At 27.8% G+C, this 19,989-nt stretch carries 22 protein-coding genes and 1 riboswitch; of the genes, 3 read left to right on the forward strand and 19 right to left on the reverse strand.

The features are described 5' to 3' along the window. Positions 1–95: 95 nt before the first annotated feature. The 12 genes from ACWPW7_RS18315 to ACWPW7_RS18370 form a co-directional block, all read right to left on the reverse strand. Positions 96–866: an ABC transporter ATP-binding protein gene (locus tag ACWPW7_RS18315; protein ID WP_454054670.1), complete on the reverse strand. Its 771-nt coding sequence runs from the start codon at positions 864–866 to the stop codon at positions 96–98. Beyond that, positions 866–1,900 (reverse strand): FecCD family ABC transporter permease, encoded by a 1,035-nt coding sequence (locus tag ACWPW7_RS18320; protein WP_454054671.1) that lies wholly within the window; start codon positions 1,898–1,900, stop codon positions 866–868. The genes ACWPW7_RS18315 and ACWPW7_RS18320 overlap by 1 nt, the downstream gene beginning before the upstream one ends. 12 nt (positions 1,901–1,912) lie before the next feature. Further along, positions 1,913–3,031, reverse strand: a complete 1,119-nt coding sequence (locus tag ACWPW7_RS18325) for an ABC transporter substrate-binding protein (protein ID WP_454054672.1) — start codon at positions 3,029–3,031, stop codon at positions 1,913–1,915. Positions 3,032–3,052: 21 nt separating this feature from the next. After that, positions 3,053–4,258: a nitrogenase component 1 gene (locus ACWPW7_RS18330; protein WP_454054673.1), complete on the reverse strand. Its 1,206-nt coding sequence runs from the start codon at positions 4,256–4,258 to the stop codon at positions 3,053–3,055. Continuing rightward, complete coding sequence (locus ACWPW7_RS18335; RefSeq protein WP_454054674.1) at positions 4,255–5,466, reverse strand: nitrogenase component 1; 1,212 nt, start codon at positions 5,464–5,466, stop codon at positions 4,255–4,257. Before ACWPW7_RS18335 ends, ACWPW7_RS18330 begins: the two co-directional genes overlap by 4 nt. A gap of 12 nt (positions 5,467–5,478) precedes the next feature. Next, a complete protein-coding gene (locus tag ACWPW7_RS18340; protein WP_454054675.1) occupies positions 5,479–6,327 on the reverse strand; it encodes a nucleotide-binding protein in 849 nt (282 codons plus the stop codon). Between the two features lie 131 nt (positions 6,328–6,458). Beyond that, positions 6,459–6,648, reverse strand: a riboswitch (cobalamin riboswitch). 230 nt (positions 6,649–6,878) lie between these two features. Then, the gene (locus tag ACWPW7_RS18345) at positions 6,879–7,526 is read right to left on the reverse strand and encodes an endonuclease (RefSeq protein WP_454054676.1); all 648 of its coding nucleotides are present in this window, start codon (positions 7,524–7,526) and stop codon (positions 6,879–6,881) included. Further along, positions 7,523–7,984: a methylated-DNA--[protein]-cysteine S-methyltransferase gene (locus ACWPW7_RS18350; RefSeq protein ID WP_454054677.1), complete on the reverse strand. Its 462-nt coding sequence runs from the start codon at positions 7,982–7,984 to the stop codon at positions 7,523–7,525. The genes ACWPW7_RS18345 and ACWPW7_RS18350 overlap by 4 nt, the downstream gene beginning before the upstream one ends. Continuing rightward, a complete protein-coding gene (locus tag ACWPW7_RS18355) occupies positions 7,984–8,565 on the reverse strand; it encodes a bifunctional transcriptional activator/DNA repair enzyme AdaA (protein WP_454054678.1) in 582 nt (193 codons plus the stop codon). The genes ACWPW7_RS18350 and ACWPW7_RS18355 overlap by 1 nt, the downstream gene beginning before the upstream one ends. A gap of 340 nt (positions 8,566–8,905) precedes the next feature. Continuing rightward, the gene (locus ACWPW7_RS18360; RefSeq protein ID WP_454054679.1) at positions 8,906–9,829 is read right to left on the reverse strand and encodes a transposase; all 924 of its coding nucleotides are present in this window, start codon (positions 9,827–9,829) and stop codon (positions 8,906–8,908) included. A gap of 142 nt (positions 9,830–9,971) precedes the next feature. Then, on the reverse strand, positions 9,972–10,400 hold the full coding sequence (locus ACWPW7_RS18365; RefSeq protein WP_454054680.1) for a hypothetical protein: 429 nt from the start codon (positions 10,398–10,400) through the stop codon (positions 9,972–9,974). Positions 10,401–10,585: 185 nt separating this feature from the next. After that, the gene (locus ACWPW7_RS18370) at positions 10,586–11,479 is read right to left on the reverse strand and encodes a LysR family transcriptional regulator (RefSeq protein WP_454054681.1); all 894 of its coding nucleotides are present in this window, start codon (positions 11,477–11,479) and stop codon (positions 10,586–10,588) included. A 111-nt stretch (positions 11,480–11,590) separates the two neighbouring features. Between ACWPW7_RS18370 and ACWPW7_RS18375 the strand changes: the two genes are divergently transcribed. Both ACWPW7_RS18375 and ACWPW7_RS18380 read left to right on the forward strand, forming a co-directional pair. After that, complete coding sequence (locus ACWPW7_RS18375) at positions 11,591–12,046, forward strand: DMT family transporter (protein ID WP_454054682.1); 456 nt, start codon at positions 11,591–11,593, stop codon at positions 12,044–12,046. 101 nt (positions 12,047–12,147) lie between these two features. Further along, positions 12,148–12,732, forward strand: a complete 585-nt coding sequence (locus tag ACWPW7_RS18380) for an LOG family protein (protein WP_454054683.1) — start codon at positions 12,148–12,150, stop codon at positions 12,730–12,732. A gap of 148 nt (positions 12,733–12,880) precedes the next feature. On the opposite strand, the gene ACWPW7_RS18385 is transcribed toward ACWPW7_RS18380, so the two are convergent. The 4 genes from ACWPW7_RS18385 to ACWPW7_RS18400 form a co-directional block, all read right to left on the reverse strand. Beyond that, positions 12,881–13,984 (reverse strand): hypothetical protein, encoded by a 1,104-nt coding sequence (locus ACWPW7_RS18385; protein ID WP_454054684.1) that lies wholly within the window; start codon positions 13,982–13,984, stop codon positions 12,881–12,883. A 137-nt stretch (positions 13,985–14,121) separates the two neighbouring features. After that, positions 14,122–14,808 carry a hypothetical protein gene (locus tag ACWPW7_RS18390; protein ID WP_454054685.1) on the reverse strand — a complete coding sequence of 229 codons (687 nt, stop codon included), beginning with the start codon at positions 14,806–14,808 and terminating at the stop codon, positions 14,122–14,124. Positions 14,809–15,196: 388 nt separating this feature from the next. Beyond that, a complete protein-coding gene (locus ACWPW7_RS18395; RefSeq protein WP_454054686.1) occupies positions 15,197–15,985 on the reverse strand; it encodes an EFR1 family ferrodoxin in 789 nt (262 codons plus the stop codon). A 70-nt stretch (positions 15,986–16,055) separates the two neighbouring features. Continuing rightward, the gene (locus ACWPW7_RS18400) at positions 16,056–16,397 is read right to left on the reverse strand and encodes an ArsR/SmtB family transcription factor (protein WP_039633779.1); all 342 of its coding nucleotides are present in this window, start codon (positions 16,395–16,397) and stop codon (positions 16,056–16,058) included. Between the two features lie 206 nt (positions 16,398–16,603). On the opposite strand from ACWPW7_RS18400, the gene ACWPW7_RS18405 reads away from it, so the two are divergent. Next, positions 16,604–16,927, forward strand: coding sequence for a winged helix-turn-helix transcriptional regulator (locus ACWPW7_RS18405; protein ID WP_454055535.1), 324 nt, complete (start codon positions 16,604–16,606; stop codon positions 16,925–16,927). A 22-nt stretch (positions 16,928–16,949) separates the two neighbouring features. Here ACWPW7_RS18405 and ACWPW7_RS18410 read toward each other — a convergent pair whose 3' ends face one another. The 3 genes from ACWPW7_RS18410 to ACWPW7_RS18420 form a co-directional block, all read right to left on the reverse strand. Continuing rightward, entirely contained in the window at positions 16,950–17,945 is a 996-nt protein-coding gene (locus tag ACWPW7_RS18410) for an NADH:flavin oxidoreductase (RefSeq protein ID WP_454054687.1), read from the reverse strand. Between the two features lie 36 nt (positions 17,946–17,981). Then, positions 17,982–18,485, reverse strand: a complete 504-nt coding sequence (locus ACWPW7_RS18415) for a nitroreductase family protein (RefSeq protein ID WP_454054688.1) — start codon at positions 18,483–18,485, stop codon at positions 17,982–17,984. Between the two features lie 270 nt (positions 18,486–18,755). Continuing rightward, a complete protein-coding gene (locus ACWPW7_RS18420) occupies positions 18,756–19,712 on the reverse strand; it encodes a glycoside hydrolase family 73 protein (RefSeq protein WP_454055536.1) in 957 nt (318 codons plus the stop codon). Between the last annotated feature and the right edge of the window lie 277 nt (positions 19,713–19,989).

The following is a 19,989-nucleotide window of genomic DNA, read 5'->3' on the forward strand; positions in this document are numbered from 1 at the left end:
GACAAGAAAATCTAATATTAATTTTTCTAAAAAGCCATAAACCCTTGCTCATAGCTTTTTTCTTTGTGCCAAATCATAATTACAAAATAAAGTTATTATTTTATAGCTATAATGGTTGTTAATATTTCATCTTCATGAGACACTGATACTATTTTTGAAGTCACATCAAAATATTTTTTAATATTTTCTTCTGTGATTATATTTTTTGTTTCTCCTACTAAGTAGTCATTTTTTCCTAAAAATAATGTTTTATCAGATATTTTTAAAGCATTTTCAGGATTATGTGTATTAATAATACATGAAATGCCCTTTTCATCTACCAAATGTTTTATCAGCTTTAATACATAAAGCTGATTTTTAAAATCTAAATGAGATTCAGGTTCGTCCAAAATCAACACCTTAGGCTCAGCTACTAATGCTCTTGCAATATATACTAATTGAAGTTGTCCTCCACTGAGTTGATTACAAGGGATATCTGCCAAATGTGCTATTCCTATGTCTTCTAAAGTATCTTCTATTTTTTTTATATCTGCTTTAGAAGGTACTGAAAACATTTTTACATATCTTGCTCTCCCCATAGATGTCATCTCTTTAACTGTATATGGAAAAGCAAGTCCTCTAGCCTGGGGTACATAACCAATTTCACAAAAGTCATTAATGGACGTAATTTTTCTGCCATGTACGATGGTTTCGCCTGACTTCCATTTTAATAAACCTGATATACATTTTAATAAGGTTGTTTTTCCTACACCATTTTGACCTAAAATAGTCATTACACTTCCCTGTTCAAGAGAAAAACTTATATTGTTTAATACTGATTTTCCTTTTATATACCAATAAGTTCCGTTTTTTACTTCTATAATCATTACCAATCACCTGTTACTTTCCTATTGCGCTTTAATAAATATCCAAAGAATGGAGCTCCTATTAAAGCAGTTAATATACCAATAGGTATTTCAACTGAAGTAGCTGTTCTTGCGACAATATCTACTATAGTTAAAAATATTGCACCAATTATTCCTGAAGCCGGTAATAAATTTTTATGGTCAACTCCTACTATTCTTCTAGCTATATGAGGTATTACTAATCCAACCCATCCTATAACTCCAACTACTGTTACAGATGATGCAGTAATTATAGTAGCACAAATTATTGCAATTAATCTAATTTTAACTGGATTAACACCAAGAGAATTAGCCTCCTCATCTCCAAGAGAAAGTATATTAATCCTCCACCTCAATAGTAACAGTATAATAATTCCTGCCATTATTGGAACTGTAACTAATTTAATATCTTTAAAAGATGTTTTTGCAAAGCTTCCCATTAGCCAATAGGTTATAGCTGGAAGTTTATCATATGGATCTGCAACATATTTTACTAAGGATATTAATGAAGAAAAAATAGATGAAACTACAATTCCGGATAAAACAAGTGATAATACGGAAACTTTATTTTTATTTTTCGCAAGTAAAAATGTTAAAGCAACACTTACTATACCAAAAATAAATGCACTTAATGAAGTAAATGTAGAGTTATTAAATATTAATATCCCTAAAGCTACACCAAAACCAGCTCCACTACTAACTCCTAATACATCTGGACTAACTAATGGATTTTTAAACAAACCTTGAAAGGTAGTTCCAGAAATAGCTAAACCCGCTCCAATAAGTAGACTAAGTATAGTTCTTGGGAGCCTTATCCCAAGAACTACTGATTTTTCAACTTCATACATATTTAAATTAACTTTAAAAATATGGCTATGCAATATTTCTAATACCACTTTAGGCGAAACAATATATCTTCCCATAAATAATGATACAAAAAAGGTAATCATAAGCATGACTATCATTATAGACCATTTAATTTGTTTTTTTCTTTTCTGTTCATGCAATTTATTCATTATCAACTACCACTACTTTATATTTAATATTCTATTTATTTCATCTTCTTTTAAATTATAATTTAAAAATTTTGTATAGAAATCTTTTAATTCTTTTTTAATATCTAATTTATTAAATATTTTTGGCTGCTGAACAGTAGCCATCCATTTAATCATAATTGGAGTCTCAGCACAAGGAGCATCCCACCTATAAATCCCCATTGGAGTCTTATATACTTTATTATTTTTTACTGCATCAATTTTGCTCCAATCCTGTCCTTCAATCTTATTTTCTAAAATATCTTCTGGTTTGAAATCAGAAAAATTGCTTAAATAGATTATTTCTGGATTCCATTCAATTATTTGCTCCATGGTTACGTTTACCCATTGACCTGGAGTATCCTTAGATACATTTTCTCCTCCAGACATTTCTATAAAGGTATTATTAGCGGATTTACTACCCGCAACTTTAAGTTCTTCATCTCTTAAATACAATACTCTTGGCTTATTACTTTGTTCATATTTATCTTTTACTGAAACGAAATACTCTTCTGTTTCCTTATGATATTCTACTAATTTTGATGCTTGTTCTTGTTTATCTAATACATCTCCTATAACTTTTATTCCATTTTGAAGATCTTTAAGGGTCCCATATTTTAATGCAATACCAGGTATCCCAATATTTTTTAGCTGTTCAATTTCAGCTTCTTGGTAATCCCATATTATCATAGCATCAGGATTAAGCTTTTTTGCTTCTTCCATATGTATTGTGAAATCATTATCTACAAAATTAGTGCTTGCATTTTTAAGCTCTGGAGCCATATCTTTTAAGATAGATTTTTCATAAGATTTTTTCGCTGAAGGATGCATTCCACTAATTCTTTCCCCATTACCATCAACTGTATAAATTATAGAAGCCCATGGAATTGGTACTGCTGCAATAGATTTAATCTCCGAAGGCATTTTAACTTCTTTACCTGTAGTATCTACAATAGTCTTAGCTCCATCTGTTTTTTCTTTTTCTGTTTGCTTAGTGCTTTCCTTTTCAGTAGACTCATTATTTTTATTATTTGAACATCCCCCTATAATAAAAATTGATATTAACAGTACTGACATAACTATTAATTTTAAACTTCTTGTTTTTTTATTCATAAAAACTTCTCCTAAACTCTATTAATTTTCTAAGTATTTTTTAAAATAGTTAAATCCTTTTTCCCCAATGTATTCATAATCAATATGAGAAAACTCCCTTCCACTAAATCCTAAATAAGGGAGTGGAATAAACTTCACGTTATTTTCATATGAAATAAAATTTTGAAAAATAGGATCAGCTATAATAATATCTCCACTACTTATTTCCTCTAAAATTTTCTTTTCTTCTTCAAAAAATTCCACTTCAGAATATCCATTATTTACATAAAATCTCTCAGAATTAGTCCCTTTTTTTATTGTTGATAAGATAGATATATTATTTATTGTAAAATCTTCTTTAAGACATTTTTCTACGGCGGTGGCAATGAAAGGCTCTCCTATTATAAAAACTTTTTTATCATCTAATTTGTAGTTATTACCTATATCTATATTTGAGTGTTTTAAACGTATATCTTTAGCAATAGAAATATTAAATCCTTCTAAGGTATCTATACAATTTCTCATCCCTGTCATTCCAACTGGTAATTCTAGAATATATGGAATATTGAATTTTTCTTTCATGTATTTAGCTAATTTTAGTCCTTCCAAAGAAATAACTATATTAATCTTTGCTTTGGATAAAAGCTTTATATTATTTAAACTGTATCCATCTTCTCCAAATGTATTAATTTTATATGAAGAGCTATGTAAAGCTTCAAATAGCTCGTCCAAATGTACTCTATTCCCTAATACAAAGGGAGTATATCCGATTACATTAATATAATCCTCTCTTAAGCCTATATTAGATTCATTTAAAAACTTTTCTCCTAATTTAAACAATCCTTCAGAAATTCCTATTGGATAACTTTCAAAGCCACTAGTATTAAAAACTACAACTGGTATTTTTAATTCTCTTTCAATTTTGGAGGCAATACTATTAAAATCAACTCCAGTAAGAGCAGATATAGGCGTTCCTATAAGCGAAATAAAATCAAAGTTACTTATATCGATTTTTTTCAAGCTCTCTATAAACTCATTTTCAGCTCCAGCTATTACATGAATTTCATTAAGAGTTGTACTTAAAAGTGAAGTTTTAAAAAAATTTCTTATTTCATCTACCTCTATAATAGAGTGATCACATCCCCCTGGTGAATATAATATATTCAATGAATTCATTTCAAAAACTATTGAAGATACTCCTGAATAATCACTAGCTATTGGAGGTAAATATTTGCATAAGTTCATCATATTAAATCTCCTATTAAATTCTTAATATTTTCAAAGGATATATCATAAGATTCTTTATAGTTTACAAGTTTAGCATTAGGACATTTATTTATTGCATATTCTCCTATAGCAATTTCAATATGTTTAAATTCATTGTTATTTTTTTCTTTTAAAAAAGAATTTGTGTAAATCTTTATTTCATTTGTATTTTTAAAGGATTTTATTTTTTCAAATTGTTCCATAGAGATATTCTCTATAAATACTACCCTTACATCAAATCCCCATTGTAAAAGTGAAATAGCAATTTCTAATGAATTATCTTTTAAACCAACTGCAAGGCTTTTATGAAAAATATCCTCTGGAATACTCATTAAATATTTCTCAAATTCTTTTTCAATATTTTCAAAATCATCCTTCACTGCTAAAAATTCAGATAACTTTAGATAATTAATTCTCAAATCATCTAATATATACTTTTGAGGAATAAAACAGTATGGAATATTATATTTTTTTTCTAAGTTTTTAGCTAAATTTATTCCAAATTTGTGAGTAACTATATTTATATTACTTCTAGAAAACTCCATGAAATCTTTAAAATCATTTAAATTACAGAAATCATTGATTTTATCATATCCACTTTTATTTATTATCTTATATAAACTACTATCCTTTGAAACTCTCTCTTCTCCTAAAATATTTACAGCTTTTTTATTAATATCATTACTTGATTTATTATGAAATTCTAAAATTTCAGCAAATATATTACTTAATCTTTCCTTTGGAAGCATTCTTCTTTTTGAAAGTGGACCTCTTTGAAATATTTTTACAGGAACTTTATATTTTTCTTCAATATATTGAATACCACTGGTAAAATCTGTTCCCATAACAATATCACTACAGGAAATATATACGATAATCCCTTTTGATGTATAATTTGAATCTACGACAATAGATTCAAGAGCACTCTTTAATGACTCCATATGACTATTAGTAATTAGATCAATATTTGTAACATTAAGCATGTAAAATCTATCTAGGAGTTCTTTTCTAAAAGCTCTAAAATAAAGTACCCTTAAGCAAGATTCTGGTCCAAGAACTAATACATGTATGTCTGGAATCTTTAAGGCAAGGTCTATAACTTCATTACAACTATCTTTATGTATGGCTCTTCTTAATACTGATTTTTCCCTAATTCTTTTTAAATCATCATGTTTTTTTAATTCTTCCATAACATTCCCCTTCTAGTTAGTTCTTATATTTAAATTTATTTGTGCAACTTCTTTTGAAAATAATTCTAATTTTTCTTCACTTAAGGGATTTGGAATACTATAATCAGCCTTGTCTAATATTTTCTTTGCTAAACCAATAAATACATTGGAAATTTCAGATTCAAAAAACTTTTCTAAGACTGTTTTTCCTTCAAGTTCTGCAATGGCTATTTCTTTACTATATGGCACTTGTGAAACCATTTGTGTAGAGCATTTATCTGCAAATTTTTTTATTACATAATCATTGGAGTCATAATTTCTATGATTATGAATAAGTCCACCAAAAATAGGGTCTTGATTTTCTGAAAATCTTTTTACACTTTTCATAATATTATTAGCTGCATACATAGACATAAACTCTGAAGAAGACACTATATATATTGCATCTACATATTTTTCCCTCATTGGAACAGAGAACCCACCGCAAACAACATCACCTAATACATCATATATAATTACATCCCAAGACTTCTGAAAGATATTAAGATGTTCAAGTTCTTCCACCATAGTTATTATGCCTCTTCCTGCACAGCCAACTCCAGCTTCAGGGCCACCTGCTTCAACACAAGAAATCCCATTAAAGCCTATCTTTATAATATCTTCTTCTACGATATTGTTTCCTTTCTCTTTAAGACTTTTAATAACAGATGGTATCTTTTTGCCTATTAAACTTCTACTAGAATCGCTTTTAGGATCACAACCTATAAAAAGAACTTTAAGTCCAATACTAGAAAAAGCTGCTGCAACATTTGATGCTATTGTAGATTTCCCTATACCACCTTTTCCATAAAAAGCTATTTTCAAAGGTTTATTTTTATTCATTCAATTCCCCTCCTCTAGAATATCTTTTAAAAATTTTCATATAAAAAAACCTCTCAATTCAAAAATCAAGAGGTTTTACTATTCCTTGTGTAAAATAAGAAATATCTAAAACACCCTCCATCACTCGTAGAGTTTCGGTGAAAAAATAGGCAGGTCTTCTGACTCAAGTATTATCATCTTTTCTACCTTCCCAGTTTCCCAGTGGTTTATTTGAAAAGACTACACTCTTACAGCGGCGGGACCGTGTGGGATTTTCACCCAGCTTCCCTTTTAATTAATGCAGGCAATTATCTGCACTAAACCTATTTCTTTATTATTCAATTTTGTTACGCTACTCCGATTATACAATAACATACTAGTTAACACAAGTAGACAAAAAACTACATAGATATATTTTTTTTTTAATATTTCTTAAAAGTTTAAATATATTTTTAATATGTATCAACTTTCTAATATGTTTAAAATTCTAAGGGACGGTTCATTTTTATTCCTAAAATTAAGAGCTTAATTTAGAATATAATTATGAATCGTCCCTTAGAACATCAATTACTTTATATAGCTACTAAAATTCTCTTTTCACATATAGATTCAAGTGGGCATTCTCTACAATTAGGTGACTTTTTACAATAACGTTTAGCATGTTCTACGATAAGGCCATGAAATTCATTATATATGTATAACTCCTTTGGTATACTCTCCTCAATTTTAATTCTTAACTCATCATAATTTTTAGGTATATCATATCCAATTCTATATAATATGCGCTTAGTATAAGTATCTACAATAAAAAAAGGAATATTTAAAGCATAAGTTAAAATTGAGTCAGCAGTCTCCCTTCCAACTCCTTTAATTTCTAATAATTCATCACGTAATACTTGTCCATTTATACCCTCTGTATTTTTAATATCATATGAGTATTTTTTAAACCATGAAGTAAGGGCCTTTAGTCTAATCGCCTTTTGATTATAGTATCCACTAGGTCGTATAATTTCTCCAAGTTCTTTATTTGAAACAGTTTCTATAAATTCTGGTGATAAATTATCTCCTAAATTGGTTATTGCTTTCTCAACATTAGTCCATGATGTATTTTGTGTAAGTATTGCTCCAACCATCATCTCAAAATCTGTCTTTGCAGGCCACCAACTTCTTTTCCCATAAGCCGTTAATAGTAAATTATAAATTTGTATTAATCCCTTCATCGCTTTGCCTCCAATAATAATAATCGTTCTTTAATATCTATTCCTCCAATATATCCATTAAGCTTACCATTACTACCTACAACACGATGACATGGAATAAAAATTGGTATTGGATTACGGTTGCATGCAAGCCCAATTGCACGTGCTGCTTTAGGTCTGCCAACCTTTTCTGCTAATTCCTTATAAGTAAAAGTTTTTCCATAAGGGATTTCACATATCAATTGCCATACTTCTTGCATAAATCCTGTTCCACTAGGGGCTAAAGGTAATGAGAAAGTTTTAAGCTTTCCGGAAAGATATTTATTAAGTTGATATGATGCTTCTTTTATTATTTCTGTCTCATAAATATCTACTTCTTGTGGTAACCTTTTATCTTTAAAGTATACACCACATATCTCTCCCTTCTTTTCCTCTATTCCAATTGTTCCTATATCTGTATCATAAAAAAATAAAGGCATTATCTTATACTCACCTCATTTATATTATTTCTTTTTCTATATTCCTTTGGTGTATATCCAACTTGTTCTTTAAAATATTTGTAGAAATTAGACAAACTTTTAAATCCAACTTCATAAGCTATTTCAAGTATGTCTAAATCAGTTTTTGATAATAAGTCCATAGACCTATTAATCCTTATCTTAAAAATATATTCATTGGGTGTTAAACTATAATATTGCTTAAATAGTCTTCTAAAATAACTTTCACTTATACCAATTTCTTGAGATATAAACTTTAAGTTAAATTCACTATTATAATTTAAAGTTAGCATATCTTTTGCTTTTTCAATTAATATTTTATTAGGTTCATAAATATGTTCATTTATATCTGGTCTACATATTTTACACGGTCTAAAGCCTGCATTTATAGCTTCATCTACACTATTGAAAAATAAAATGTTCTTTTTTAGTGGTGTCTTAGCCTTACAGGATGGTCTACAAAAAATACCTGTTGATTTAACAGCATAATAAAATAATCCATCATACTGCTTATTGCAATCTATTACAGCATTCCATTTTTCTGTAGTTGTAATCTTATCCATACTAAACTCACCTCTAAAATCATATATTAATAACAATTATATACATATATTTTTAAGCTTTCTTCCTCATTTTTATTAACCTATTCTTACCAATAAATTAATCCTTTAAGTATAAGGGACGGTTCATTTTTATTCTTATATTTTAATCTTATTTAGAATATAATTATGAACCGTCCCTTAGATAAAAAATAAAAATTCAATATTCTTGCTTATTTTAATTAATTACATATATTTAGATTTGTTATTATCTTAAGTTTTATCAAAATCTTATTGTAATATTTCAAGCTTGTCCTATTTCTTACAATCATAATAACATAGTATATAAAAAATTTTTTTTATATTAACATGCTATTTTTTGAAGATTAACTTCTACTAATTCATCTAACATAGTTTTATAAAATTTATCTTTAATTATCAGTTCTACTCCATATTTGCAAAGTATAGATACATTAGATTGTGTTATGTTCTTTAGTGTTTTGCATATTTCTTTTTGGCTTTTGCCACTGAACTGGGTTAAAAAAACTGTATATATCGCCTTTGCCTTTCTACTTTTTCTTCTATGTTTTAGTTTTAACTCTATCTCCTCAACACCTGTTTTCTCACAAATAAAATTGCTTATTTCCTTTTCTGAACAATTTCTAAGTAAGATGATTTTTTCACTTTTATATTCTGACTTATCATTTTCAAATTCCATTTCTTTAAGTTTTTCTTTTTCTATATTAAACATAGTTTTATAATAGTTCTCTCTTGCTCTTCTTTTTCTCCTACCAAAAAAACTCATTATATATTCTTCATTACAAAGATTAAATCTATTTTTTTCTAGTCCTAGATACAATGATAAGCTTGAATATGTATACTCTTCTGGCTTTTCTTTGTATTCTTTTATATCTACTGGATTTCTATGTATATATTTAGAAACTTCTATTAAATATGCATCGCTATTTATGGGCTTGCTTTTATATCTATCTCTAAATACCGGTCCTTTATGATTTTTGCACGTTCTAAGATATCCTCCATATCTTAAGTTAAATTTTTTCATCATTTTACTTAAATCTCCACCATTAATGTCTATTAAAAAATGGGTATGGGTATCCATTAAACAGTAGGCATAAACCTTAAAATTTTCTTCAATCTGCAATTTTCTTAAGATTTGAAGCATTTTTTCTTTATCTTTATCATCATAAAATAAAGGTTTATCAGGAAAACTTCTAGTCATAACATGATATATTCCGCTTTCGCTTAATACTCTAGCTGTTCTAGCCACCTTAATTCCTCCAATTATCGTAGTTTTTTATAATTATTGCCATTCCTTAAAGCCTTAAACAAAATTTTCATATGATAATTAGAAAGTTTAGATATTTTTAATGAACCGTCCCTTAGTCGAAATTTAGCTAAGTAGATGTTTTTTATTCTCTACTATTATATGTTACTAAGTCTTCAGCATATGGAGAATAGTTAAGAAAGGACTCTATAATTTCATCATGCTTTGATATGAGCAAAACAAGCGATGAATCCCAAGGTACTATTTCTATTTCAGCAAGAGGATGTTGCATATTAATATTTTTAACCCAAAAATTAGGGTTTCCATCTGCATATGGTAAAGAGTATTTCAAAACATTATTTAAGGTAACATCCTTAGAGAAGGCAGAAAAAACTCCCCATATAAATTGTATTCCATTTTCACATACAACTCTCCATAAATCCCTTCCAGAAATCCAAACATACTCCTTATTATAAGGTATCATTTCATCTGGATAATCATTGCATTCATAATCTGTAATTAGCCAATTATAATTCAATTGCATATTATTAAATGCTAAAAAAATTTCGTCCATATAAGTACACTCTCCAAGTATCGCCCCTCTTATTTTAATCTCCTCCTATTCTAAAATATAAAATAGCTATATTGATTTCTGCAGCTATAACATAAAAATATATTATTAATATTGAATGGAGAACTCATTTTTACTCTTATATAAAATATTATAATATAATTTAAATTGTAATTATGAACCGTCCCTTAGTGTAAATCTTTGATAAGTCCAATAAATTTTTCTGATGCGGTGGATATAGGAATACCTTTTTTAGTTACTATTCCTAGATTCCTTTCAGGAATTTTTTCTTTAATAGGCACTTCATATAGTTGCTTTTCCTCTAATTCATTTTGAATATAATCCTTTATAACACAAGAAACACCTAAGCCTCTCCTTGCAAATTCAATCAATAATTCCATATTACTTAACTCTATCTCTGGTGATACAACTAAAGAATTTGATCTAAAATATTTATCAATATAGTCTCTTGAATTTCCACCAGTTTCTAGCAAAATAATAGGATAATTATTCGTAAGTTCTTTTAAAGTTATTTGTTTTTTACAAATATGCTTATATTTTTCACCTACTACGAAACAATCTTGTGTTTTAAATGTTTTTATAATATTAAGTGAATCTTTTTTATTAATATTCATATTTATAATTCCAATATCTATTTCTCCTGACTCTAGCAATTCAACTATTTTACTTGTAGATTTATCTGTAATATAAATTTTTATATTAGGAAACTCTTTTTTATATTTTTCAAGATAATTCATTAAGTAATATTTACATACTGTACTGCAAACTGCTATTCTTAATTGACCTAAATTAAGATTTTTAAGCTCCATAAATTTTCTTTCTGCTGTCTGCATAAACCCATAGCCCTGCTCTATATACTTAAATAAAACTTCACCCTCTATTGTAAGAGAAACTCCTTTTGGAGTTCTGTAAAATACTTGTCCTCCTAATTTTTCTTCTAACAATTTTATAGAATGGCTAACAGCTGGTTGGGATGTAAAAAGTTCTCTTGCTGCCTTAGATATACTACCTAATTTAGCTGTGACGTAAAAAATTCTATAAAGTTCAAGATTAATATACATATAAAATTTTAGTATACCTCCTATATTAAATATCAATTTTATTTATATCTATAAACTAATTATAATTAATTTATAAAATTAATCAAATAATAAAGATATGGAGGTTATGCTGTGAGATTTATATATTACTTTCTAGCGCTAATATCAGGTTTCGCCTTAACATTACAGGTAGGTATAAATGGAGAACTTCGCTCAAAAATAGGAAGTCCTATACTTTCATCCCTTATTAGCTTCGCTGTAGGAACTATAGTACTTACTATAACATTCTTCTTTACTGTATTAAGCGGCTCTAGTTCACCTCAAAATTTTATTAATATTAAAAATACAAGTTGGTGGATGTTTACAGGAGGATTATTAGGAGCATTTTATATATTTACTACCATATTTACTTCTCCTAAAATTGGATTTGCTAATATGTTTAGTCTTGTTATATGTGGTCAAATAATTCTTGCTGTTATATTCGACCATTTTGGATTGCTTGGTAATCAAATTCACACAATAAATTCATTAAGAGTTTTAGGAATTATTTTATTAATTTTAGGTGTTTATATTATTCAAACTCATTAATTATAATTAATATTTAAATCTTAACTAATAACCTATGAGCAATAGTTAAGATAATCTTTTAACATTATAAATTATAACTAAAAATATTGGAGGTAATATCAATGAAAAAAATATGTGTTTATTCTGGCTCTAACTTAGGATCACGCCCTGAATATAAAGAAAGTGCTAGATTATTAGGAAAAATATTAGTAGAAAATGAAATTGAATTAGTATATGGTGGTTCAAAGATAGGACTTATGGGTGAGGTATCAAGTGAAGTTTTAAAAAATAATGGAAAAGTTATAGGCGTTATGCCTAAAGCCCTTTTCTCTGGCGAAATAGTTCATCGAAATTTAACCAAACTTATTGAAGTTGAAAATATGCATCAAAGAAAGCAAACTATGTCTGATCTTTCTGATGGTTTTATAGCTCTTCCAGGTGGTCTTGGCACCTTCGAAGAATTTTTTGAAATACTAAGTTGGGCCCAACTTGGTATTCATAAAAAGCCTATTGGTATATTAAATATTTCAAATTTCTTTGATCCTCTTTTAAATATGCTTGAAAAGACTTGTAATGAAGGCTTTATGAATAAGTCAAATATGAAGCTTATTTTAGTTTCAGATAACCCTAAATCATTAATAGATAAGATGAAAGCTTATACTCCACCTACAATGGAAAATAAATGGTATCAATTATGTCCTAAATAATATTATAAATTAAAGGGACGGTTCATTTTTATTCTTATAAAATAATATTATTTATAGAATATATTATGAACCGTCCCTATTAAGGGAAGTTAGTTAACAAGTTATATACATATTTCTTTTATCTACAAATAATTTAAATGTTTTATTTTTAAGCTAATGCTGGGTTAATTCCACCATTATTTTTTATATCACCTATTGATTCATTAATTTCATTTTTGCAATCTGTATAACCTTCTTTTACTGCCTGCGTCACTTCATTAATACCTTTGGTAACTGTATCTTTAATATCAGATGCAGACTGTTTCAAAGTATTAGATATACTTATACTTGCCTCTTTTACTTCAGTTGCTATAGTTTTTGCAGTGGAAATTACTTCTTTGCTAACTGATACTATATCTTTTTTAATTGCGTTAACAGTAGACATTGATTCTTTAATAGTATTTACAGTATTTTTATAATTTTTTTCAATATCTTTATAAGCTGTTGAAATAGTATTTGGTATTCTCTTTATAGGCTCTTTTACAGAGTCTATTCCACTCTTTATAATACCTGCAGTTTCTACTGCTTTTTTTATAATTCCACTATTAGGATCACTTGTTACAGCTTTGATACTAGCTACTGCAAGTCCAACTTTACCTGCTACATTCACAACATCTTCACTTACAGATACTGCTGTTTTTACTGTTGTATTAATGATAGCTGTAACAGAATTTTTAACCTCTTCAGCTGCTTGTTTTAACCCCGACGCAGTAGTTGTAACTTGTTTAACAGTACTAGCTATTTGTGAAGCAGTTTTTGTTATTTTATTAGTTACTGATTCAGAAACCTTTTTTATATTTTCGCTTACTGCATTTGATGCTTCTCTAACAATTCTTGAAACTGAAGTCACTGTATTTTTAACACTTTCACTTATAGACACTGCTGTTTTCTTAACATTATTTGATATTGATGTTGTTACATTTTTTACAGTGTTTGCAGCTACAGAAAGTGATTCTGACATTGATTTAAAGAACTTACCTACAGAACTTTTAGTTGTTTTTTTCTCTGTAGACACAATTTCCGTAGTATTACTAAAGTCTTTAATAACTGATGTTTTATAATCATTATCAGTTACTTTTACATTAGTACTTTCTGTATTTGTTTTGCAATCACTATTGTCCATTTTCTTAATTGTTGATTTACATGTGTTCATATTATTAATAAGATTTAAATTTGGATTAGGATTATTAGCTATATGAGAAGATTTCATCATTCTCTTCACTCCTTTACTTATTTTATTTATTTAAACACATTATTTTAATGTGTTTATAACTTTAATTTTACATTTTAACTCTTTAACCATTGGTGTCAGTATAATATTATAAATAACTCACTCTATATTAAATCTAACTAATAGGTCAGTTGCCCTTGTGATGAATATGAATTTGCCTCCAATAAATTAAATTGATCTTCTAAAATAAACTCTCCATCTATGAATAGTTTCATTGTCCAAGCTCCATGAGGATACTTACGTGTATCATCTTCTAAATCCATCCAAAACCACATCATTATCGGATCATTATTTTCTTGTGGTGCAAATAAGTTATTTTCTGTGCTTTGAAATAGCTCTCCTTTTGGTGTATACCATGCTGTTGTTACCGCATGTAGTCCTGTGACATTAGTAAATTGGAATCTTGTCACTATTTTTTTATCTAGTATCATATTAAAATTCTTCTTATTAGCAACAAATTCTTCTTCATGAATGTTAGAAGTTATATTGTATTTTTCTATATGGGTTGTGTACTGAGTGTTATTATAAAGCCGTTGATCTTGCTCATTAATCATAATTACTGACCAAAGTTCCTCATTATCATCTGGTAAATATACATTAGCTGTTGAATCATTAAGCCTTAATTCTCCATTAATAAGGAATTTATAATGATGTTCACCTGGTGGAAGAACACATTTAAAACTCCATTTATTATTTTCCTTTAACATCTGCCCTTTAATAGGATCATAATTATTAACATTTCCTATTACGGATATTGTACTAATAGCTAAGTATTCCTTTTCCTCATATTCAAAAATTATTTCCATAATACCCTCCTAAATAAATTTCATTAATTAGACTTAGAGTTTATAAGTAAATGTAAAATCTTTTAAAATCGGGCTTTTTTATCATGAATTATGGTCTATTATAACTAATATAAAATGGTTTTTTATACAACTTATCCAGGAAAAGAGTAACCCTTATAATAAATATTTCGATGTTTATGGTTACAACTTTAAATCTTTCAGTAAATAATATGGATATCTATTGTTTTATATAAATAATTAAGTTCCTTTAAACAATAAAAAATTCACCACAAATTTGTGGCGAATTTTTTATTTAAGCTTATTATTTTATATTATGTTTCTATGATAACTATATTGAGTGACTGTAATTAAAACTTATTTGACTAATATTATTTTCATATAACCTTTTTTATACTACATATTCATTACTTTTTTGATTACTAATATCTTGAGCAGTAATATTTTTATGAGTATACTGTGTTTTGTCGTTTACATTAAGTTTCCCAATGGAAATTGCTTTCTTTGGACACCATTGAGCACAGGCAAAACAATTTTCACAGTGGTCTCCTATGATAAAATTCTCTCCTTCTTTATAAATATTAGAAAGCGGACAAACTTTTTCACAAATTCCACATTTTACACACTTTGATTTATCTATAATCTTATTATCAATTTTATAAATAAAATTAAATCCTTTTTTTAGCACTTTGCTCATGATCAAATTCTTAATCGTTTCTTTGAGCTCATTTGAATTATCAGCTCTTTCTTTTACAGCTAATGTAATACTATTTATATAATTCTCTTCATTTTTAAGAAATTCTATTTTCTTTTCTTCTTTTGTAGGTAAAGCTATACTATTATCTGGAAGAATAGCTGTAAAGCCATAGGATAGCTTTAAACCTTTTTGCTCAAGAATTTTCTTTGTAGTATTAAAACCTATGCCTTCCACACCACCACAGGTAACCACCTGAAAGATATAACTTCCCTTTGAGAATTTAACTTTTTCTAAGAATTCTCTTACAATATTAGGAATATCCATGCAGTAAATAGGTACTACAATACCTATGACCTCGTCATTAAATTCCTCAATATCCATTGCCTTTACTATAGGCATTAGCTTTCCATCCAATTTCTCTGCAATTTTCCTCGCCATGTTTAATGAGTTTCCAGTACCTGAAAAATAAAAAATTGTCGCCATAATACTCCTCCTTAATGGTGTAGTGCGCACATATGCACATATTTAACAAAAAAAATCATCCCCTGAAGTTCTATGGGTTACAATCTCCTATTAACAACCTAATTTTTTCAGTGGTTAATTCAAACTTATTTAAAAGCTCTAAAGCATTTAAATTATAAATTGTCCTTCTCTCCTCTTTTCTCATAGTAAGTAAATTCAACTTGTATATTTGGTTTAAATGTCTAGATATTACTGAACGATCTTGAACAAAATTGCCAGCAATAGTGCTTATGTCACTTTCTCCATTAATAGCTAAATATTTGATTATCTCACACCTAATAGGTTCTGATAATACTTTAAACAGTTCATTATCAAAGATTTCTTCAATACCTTTTATACAATCCATATTACATTTTAAATTTTTATTATTCATCATGTTTCTATTATATATGCACTAAGATGCACAAGTCAATATTATTATACTAACTTCACTGTATTCTCATGGTATAATAGTAATGTATATTTTAGGAAGTACATATCTTTAAGTTTAGTAGTATTAAATTTGATACTATTAGAAATCTGCCATAGATAGGGGTGTTTATTGTGGTTAAAATAAAAAATAAAGAATATCAATGTTCAATGGAATTAACAATTGATTTAATCGGCGGAAAGTGGAAATCATTAATTTTATGGCATTTATCAAAAGAAACATTAAGATTTAGTGAACTTAAAAGGCTTTTACCTAAGGTTACACAAAAAATGTTAACGCAACAATTAAGAGACTTAGAAAATGATGGTTTTATAATAAGAAAAGTATATGCACAAGTTCCACCTAAAGTAGAATATTCTCTTTCTGATTTAGGAAAAAGTGTAGTACCAATATTACAGTTAATGTGTGATTGGGCAAATGAGTATATTGACCATTTATGTGAAAATGTTAAAGATGACAAATCCCCACAGTAATTAGCGGGGATTTCAAACTTTTTTAAAGATTAAATATACATCTATTTCCCACCGTTCTAAAGCATTTATTACAAGATATACATTTAGGAATTTTATTAATATCCTCTTGCCAAATATTCACTAATTCTGGCTGCCTAATTAAAGGACGAGAAAGTGCAAAATATTCAATTTTAGTTTTATTTAATATTTCATTCATAATAGCAGGTGTTCTATTTAATCCCACAAGAATAATTGGAACTTCAACCTCTTCAGCAATTTTGGTAGCATAATCTCTAAATATAGATTCGGTATATGGTGAAAGTTTTTTATTGATTTCACCACTGATTTCAATTCCATCTATCCCCTTCTTTGAAAGCTGAATACATGTATATTTACAGGCTTCAAAGGTTTTTTCGTAATTTATTGAATCAATACAGTTTATTTTAACAAAAATATTAAAATTCTCCCCTGTTCTTTCACGTATCTCATTATATAAATCTAAAATAATTCTAGAATTTTTCTCTAAACTGCCTCCATATTCGTCCATTCTTTTATTATCTTCTGGACTTAAAAATTGACTTAGAAAAAATCCATGAGCAGCGTGAATTTGAATTCCATCAAAACCTGCTTTTTCTGCTCTTACTGCTGTATCTCCAAAGGATTTTATAATTGATCTAATCTCTTCTTGGGTTAGTTCTATTGGCTTTAACATTTGCTCATCCTTACCAGCATAATTAGCTTGAAGAATTATTCTACAATCATGACTATGAACTATATCAGTCAACTTTTTATAATCCTTAATAAATCTATCGTTATTAATTCCCATATGGCCACTTAAAGTTTTTGTATCTTCAGTCACATATGCAGTTCCAGTAATAATAAGCCCAACTCCACCTTTTGCTAAATCTTCATATACTTTAATTAATTCATCATTTAATTTCCCACTTTCATCAATCATGTTTTCCCAAGTTGCTGAACGGATAATTCTATTTTTAATTTTCATTTTATTAATCATGGTTTCATCAAATAAGGTTTTCAATATAATTGCTTACTCCTATACTGAGATTTAGCTATATTATTTATAAACAACAATATCTTCTATAGGCTTTCTTGTCTTTTTAAAAGTTGTTTCCTTCGCATATCCGATAGGTGTAAATGCTATAGGTTCCCACGAAGGATCAAACTCTAATATATCTCTTGCAGCTTGGGAGTCAAATGCACCAATCCAGCAAGTTCCAAGCCCTAAGTCTGTAGCTGCTAATATTATATGATCCATTACAATAGCAGCATCTACGTCACTATAACTTTTTCCATCTCTTCTTGACCAACATTTTTCAGGAATTGAGCAAACACCAAAAATTAATGGTGCTTCAACAAACCAATCTGTTTTATATATTTTTTTCAACTCTTCTTCTCTTCCTTTAGTAGGTATAACAATAATTTTAAATGCTTGCCAATTCACAGCAGTAGGCGCCAACCTTGCAGCTTCTAAGATCATGTCTAACTTCTCCTGCTCAACCTCATTAGATTTATAAGATCTTACACTGTGTCTTTTTTTAATAACTTCAAAATATTCCATTATATAAACCTCCCATTATAAGTATCCTTATATAACTAGATTAACAGTTATATATTTTTTATCAAGTAGACACTATTATGTAATATAGTACCTATTTGGATACCATAAATACTACCATATAGCCATACTTTTAATATATAAGGGACGGTTCATTTTTATTCTTATAAAATATTATAATATCATTTAGAATATAATTATGAACCGTCCCTTATATAATTTTTTTAACTAAAGAAATCTTATCTATTTCTCTAATAATAATTCTTTTAAAAATTATTTTGGGCTTTGTACCTTATTATCAATAAGCTGTAAATCATTTTCTTTTATTACGTTAATCAATAAATTAGAATATATATTATTTCCATTCTCATCTTGCTTAGTACTGTATCCAGCATTCTCAAGCGCTTTAGCTTGTCCAATGTATTGAGTGGCCTCAAAAAGCCCATTTTTCTTATATCTATCATTTTCAACAAGAAACTTGCCATAGTCATCTAAAGAATCTGTTTTATTTTTATATCTTCTAAATTTATCTTGTATAACATCATTATAATATTCTGATGTAGTCATACTTACACTTTCACCCTTCCAGCTGCTATCAGCTTTTATTCCAAATAAGTTATTGGCTTTAACACTTAAATCTGATTTTCCCCAACCAGATTCTAATATAGCTTGACCTATTGTTATAGAGGGAAGAATTCCGTGCTTATTATATAATTCAATGGCTTTAGGAGAAAGTTCCTCAATAAAAGCCCTATATGGAGAATCTTTTCTTAAATTATCACTTGCTAATCCTATAAGCTCTAACTCAGCTAAATATTTATGCACTTTTTCTTTTTCTTTTTCATTGAAAGATAACTTATTTAACATATCCTCTAAATTTATAAGTTTATAAGTATCTTTTTTACTACTTGTATCATCTTTCTCTAAAAAATTTTCACCTAATTCTTTTAAATTTTCAGTATTTGCTTTTGAAAAATTTTTTTTATATCTAACTCCATCAATAGCAGCTAAGCATTTCCAATTAACCTGAAGTTTTCCCCTACTTACATCATCAGCTGCATTTATATAAAGATTTATTTCTGAATCACTTAAAATAATATTATCTTCTTTAATAAAATAATTTATTGATATATATAAAATGCATATCAGCATCACTAAAAAAAGTATTTTTCCAAACATGTTAGTTTTCTTTCTTCTTTTTCGTCTGCCTATATTTATCGTATCAATCATTCTGCTTCTTTGTCTTACTATGTTACCCCACATACAAATCCTCCATATTGTTATCCTTATAAGTTATTGATTCTAATAAACACAATTATTTAATTATATTTATTAGCTCTAAATGTTCAATATATAGACCATAAAAATATATCAAAACTTTGTTAAGCCTTAAAAATTCTTATATTAATATAACTGTAATCTGTCAGTTTAAATTATAAATAAGTTATGTATTGTATTATAAGATTTATATACAAGTCATTTTAATCCTTTAATATATTTTTTCTAT

It is taken from the genome of Clostridium sp. Marseille-Q7071, assembly GCF_965112025.1.

What these genes read in the sequence shown, in the direction of transcription:
- ACWPW7_RS18315 (WP_454054670.1), bottom strand. Translation starts at nt 866, where the DNA reads ATGATTATAGAAGTAAAAAACGGAACTTATTGGTATATAAAAGGAAAA.
- ACWPW7_RS18320 (WP_454054671.1), bottom strand. Translation starts at nt 1,900, where the DNA reads ATGAATAAATTGCATGAACAGAAAAGAAAAAAACAAATTAAATGGTCT.
- ACWPW7_RS18325 (WP_454054672.1), bottom strand. Translation starts at nt 3,031, where the DNA reads ATGAATAAAAAAACAAGAAGTTTAAAATTAATAGTTATGTCAGTACTG.
- ACWPW7_RS18330 (WP_454054673.1), bottom strand. Translation starts at nt 4,258, where the DNA reads ATGATGAACTTATGCAAATATTTACCTCCAATAGCTAGTGATTATTCA.
- ACWPW7_RS18335 (WP_454054674.1), bottom strand. Translation starts at nt 5,466, where the DNA reads ATGGAAGAATTAAAAAAACATGATGATTTAAAAAGAATTAGGGAAAAA.
- ACWPW7_RS18340 (WP_454054675.1), bottom strand. Translation starts at nt 6,327, where the DNA reads ATGAATAAAAATAAACCTTTGAAAATAGCTTTTTATGGAAAAGGTGGT.
- ACWPW7_RS18345 (WP_454054676.1), bottom strand. Translation starts at nt 7,526, where the DNA reads ATGAAGGGATTAATACAAATTTATAATTTACTATTAACGGCTTATGGG.
- ACWPW7_RS18350 (WP_454054677.1), bottom strand. Translation starts at nt 7,984, where the DNA reads ATGCCTTTATTTTTTTATGATACAGATATAGGAACAATTGGAATAGAG.
- ACWPW7_RS18355 (WP_454054678.1), bottom strand. Translation starts at nt 8,565, where the DNA reads ATGGATAAGATTACAACTACAGAAAAATGGAATGCTGTAATAGATTGC.
- ACWPW7_RS18365 (WP_454054680.1), bottom strand. Translation starts at nt 10,400, where the DNA reads ATGGACGAAATTTTTTTAGCATTTAATAATATGCAATTGAATTATAAT.
- ACWPW7_RS18370 (WP_454054681.1), bottom strand. Translation starts at nt 11,479, where the DNA reads ATGTATATTAATCTTGAACTTTATAGAATTTTTTACGTCACAGCTAAA.
- ACWPW7_RS18380 (WP_454054683.1), top strand. Translation starts at nt 12,148, where the DNA reads ATGAAAAAAATATGTGTTTATTCTGGCTCTAACTTAGGATCACGCCCT.
- ACWPW7_RS18385 (WP_454054684.1), bottom strand. Translation starts at nt 13,984, where the DNA reads ATGATGAAATCTTCTCATATAGCTAATAATCCTAATCCAAATTTAAAT.
- ACWPW7_RS18390 (WP_454054685.1), bottom strand. Translation starts at nt 14,808, where the DNA reads ATGGAAATAATTTTTGAATATGAGGAAAAGGAATACTTAGCTATTAGT.
- ACWPW7_RS18395 (WP_454054686.1), bottom strand. Translation starts at nt 15,985, where the DNA reads ATGGCGACAATTTTTTATTTTTCAGGTACTGGAAACTCATTAAACATG.
- ACWPW7_RS18400 (WP_039633779.1), bottom strand. Translation starts at nt 16,397, where the DNA reads ATGAATAATAAAAATTTAAAATGTAATATGGATTGTATAAAAGGTATT.
- ACWPW7_RS18405 (WP_454055535.1), top strand. Translation starts at nt 16,604, where the DNA reads ATGGAATTAACAATTGATTTAATCGGCGGAAAGTGGAAATCATTAATT.
- ACWPW7_RS18415 (WP_454054688.1), bottom strand. Translation starts at nt 18,485, where the DNA reads ATGGAATATTTTGAAGTTATTAAAAAAAGACACAGTGTAAGATCTTAT.
- ACWPW7_RS18420 (WP_454055536.1), bottom strand. Translation starts at nt 19,712, where the DNA reads ATGATTGATACGATAAATATAGGCAGACGAAAAAGAAGAAAGAAAACT.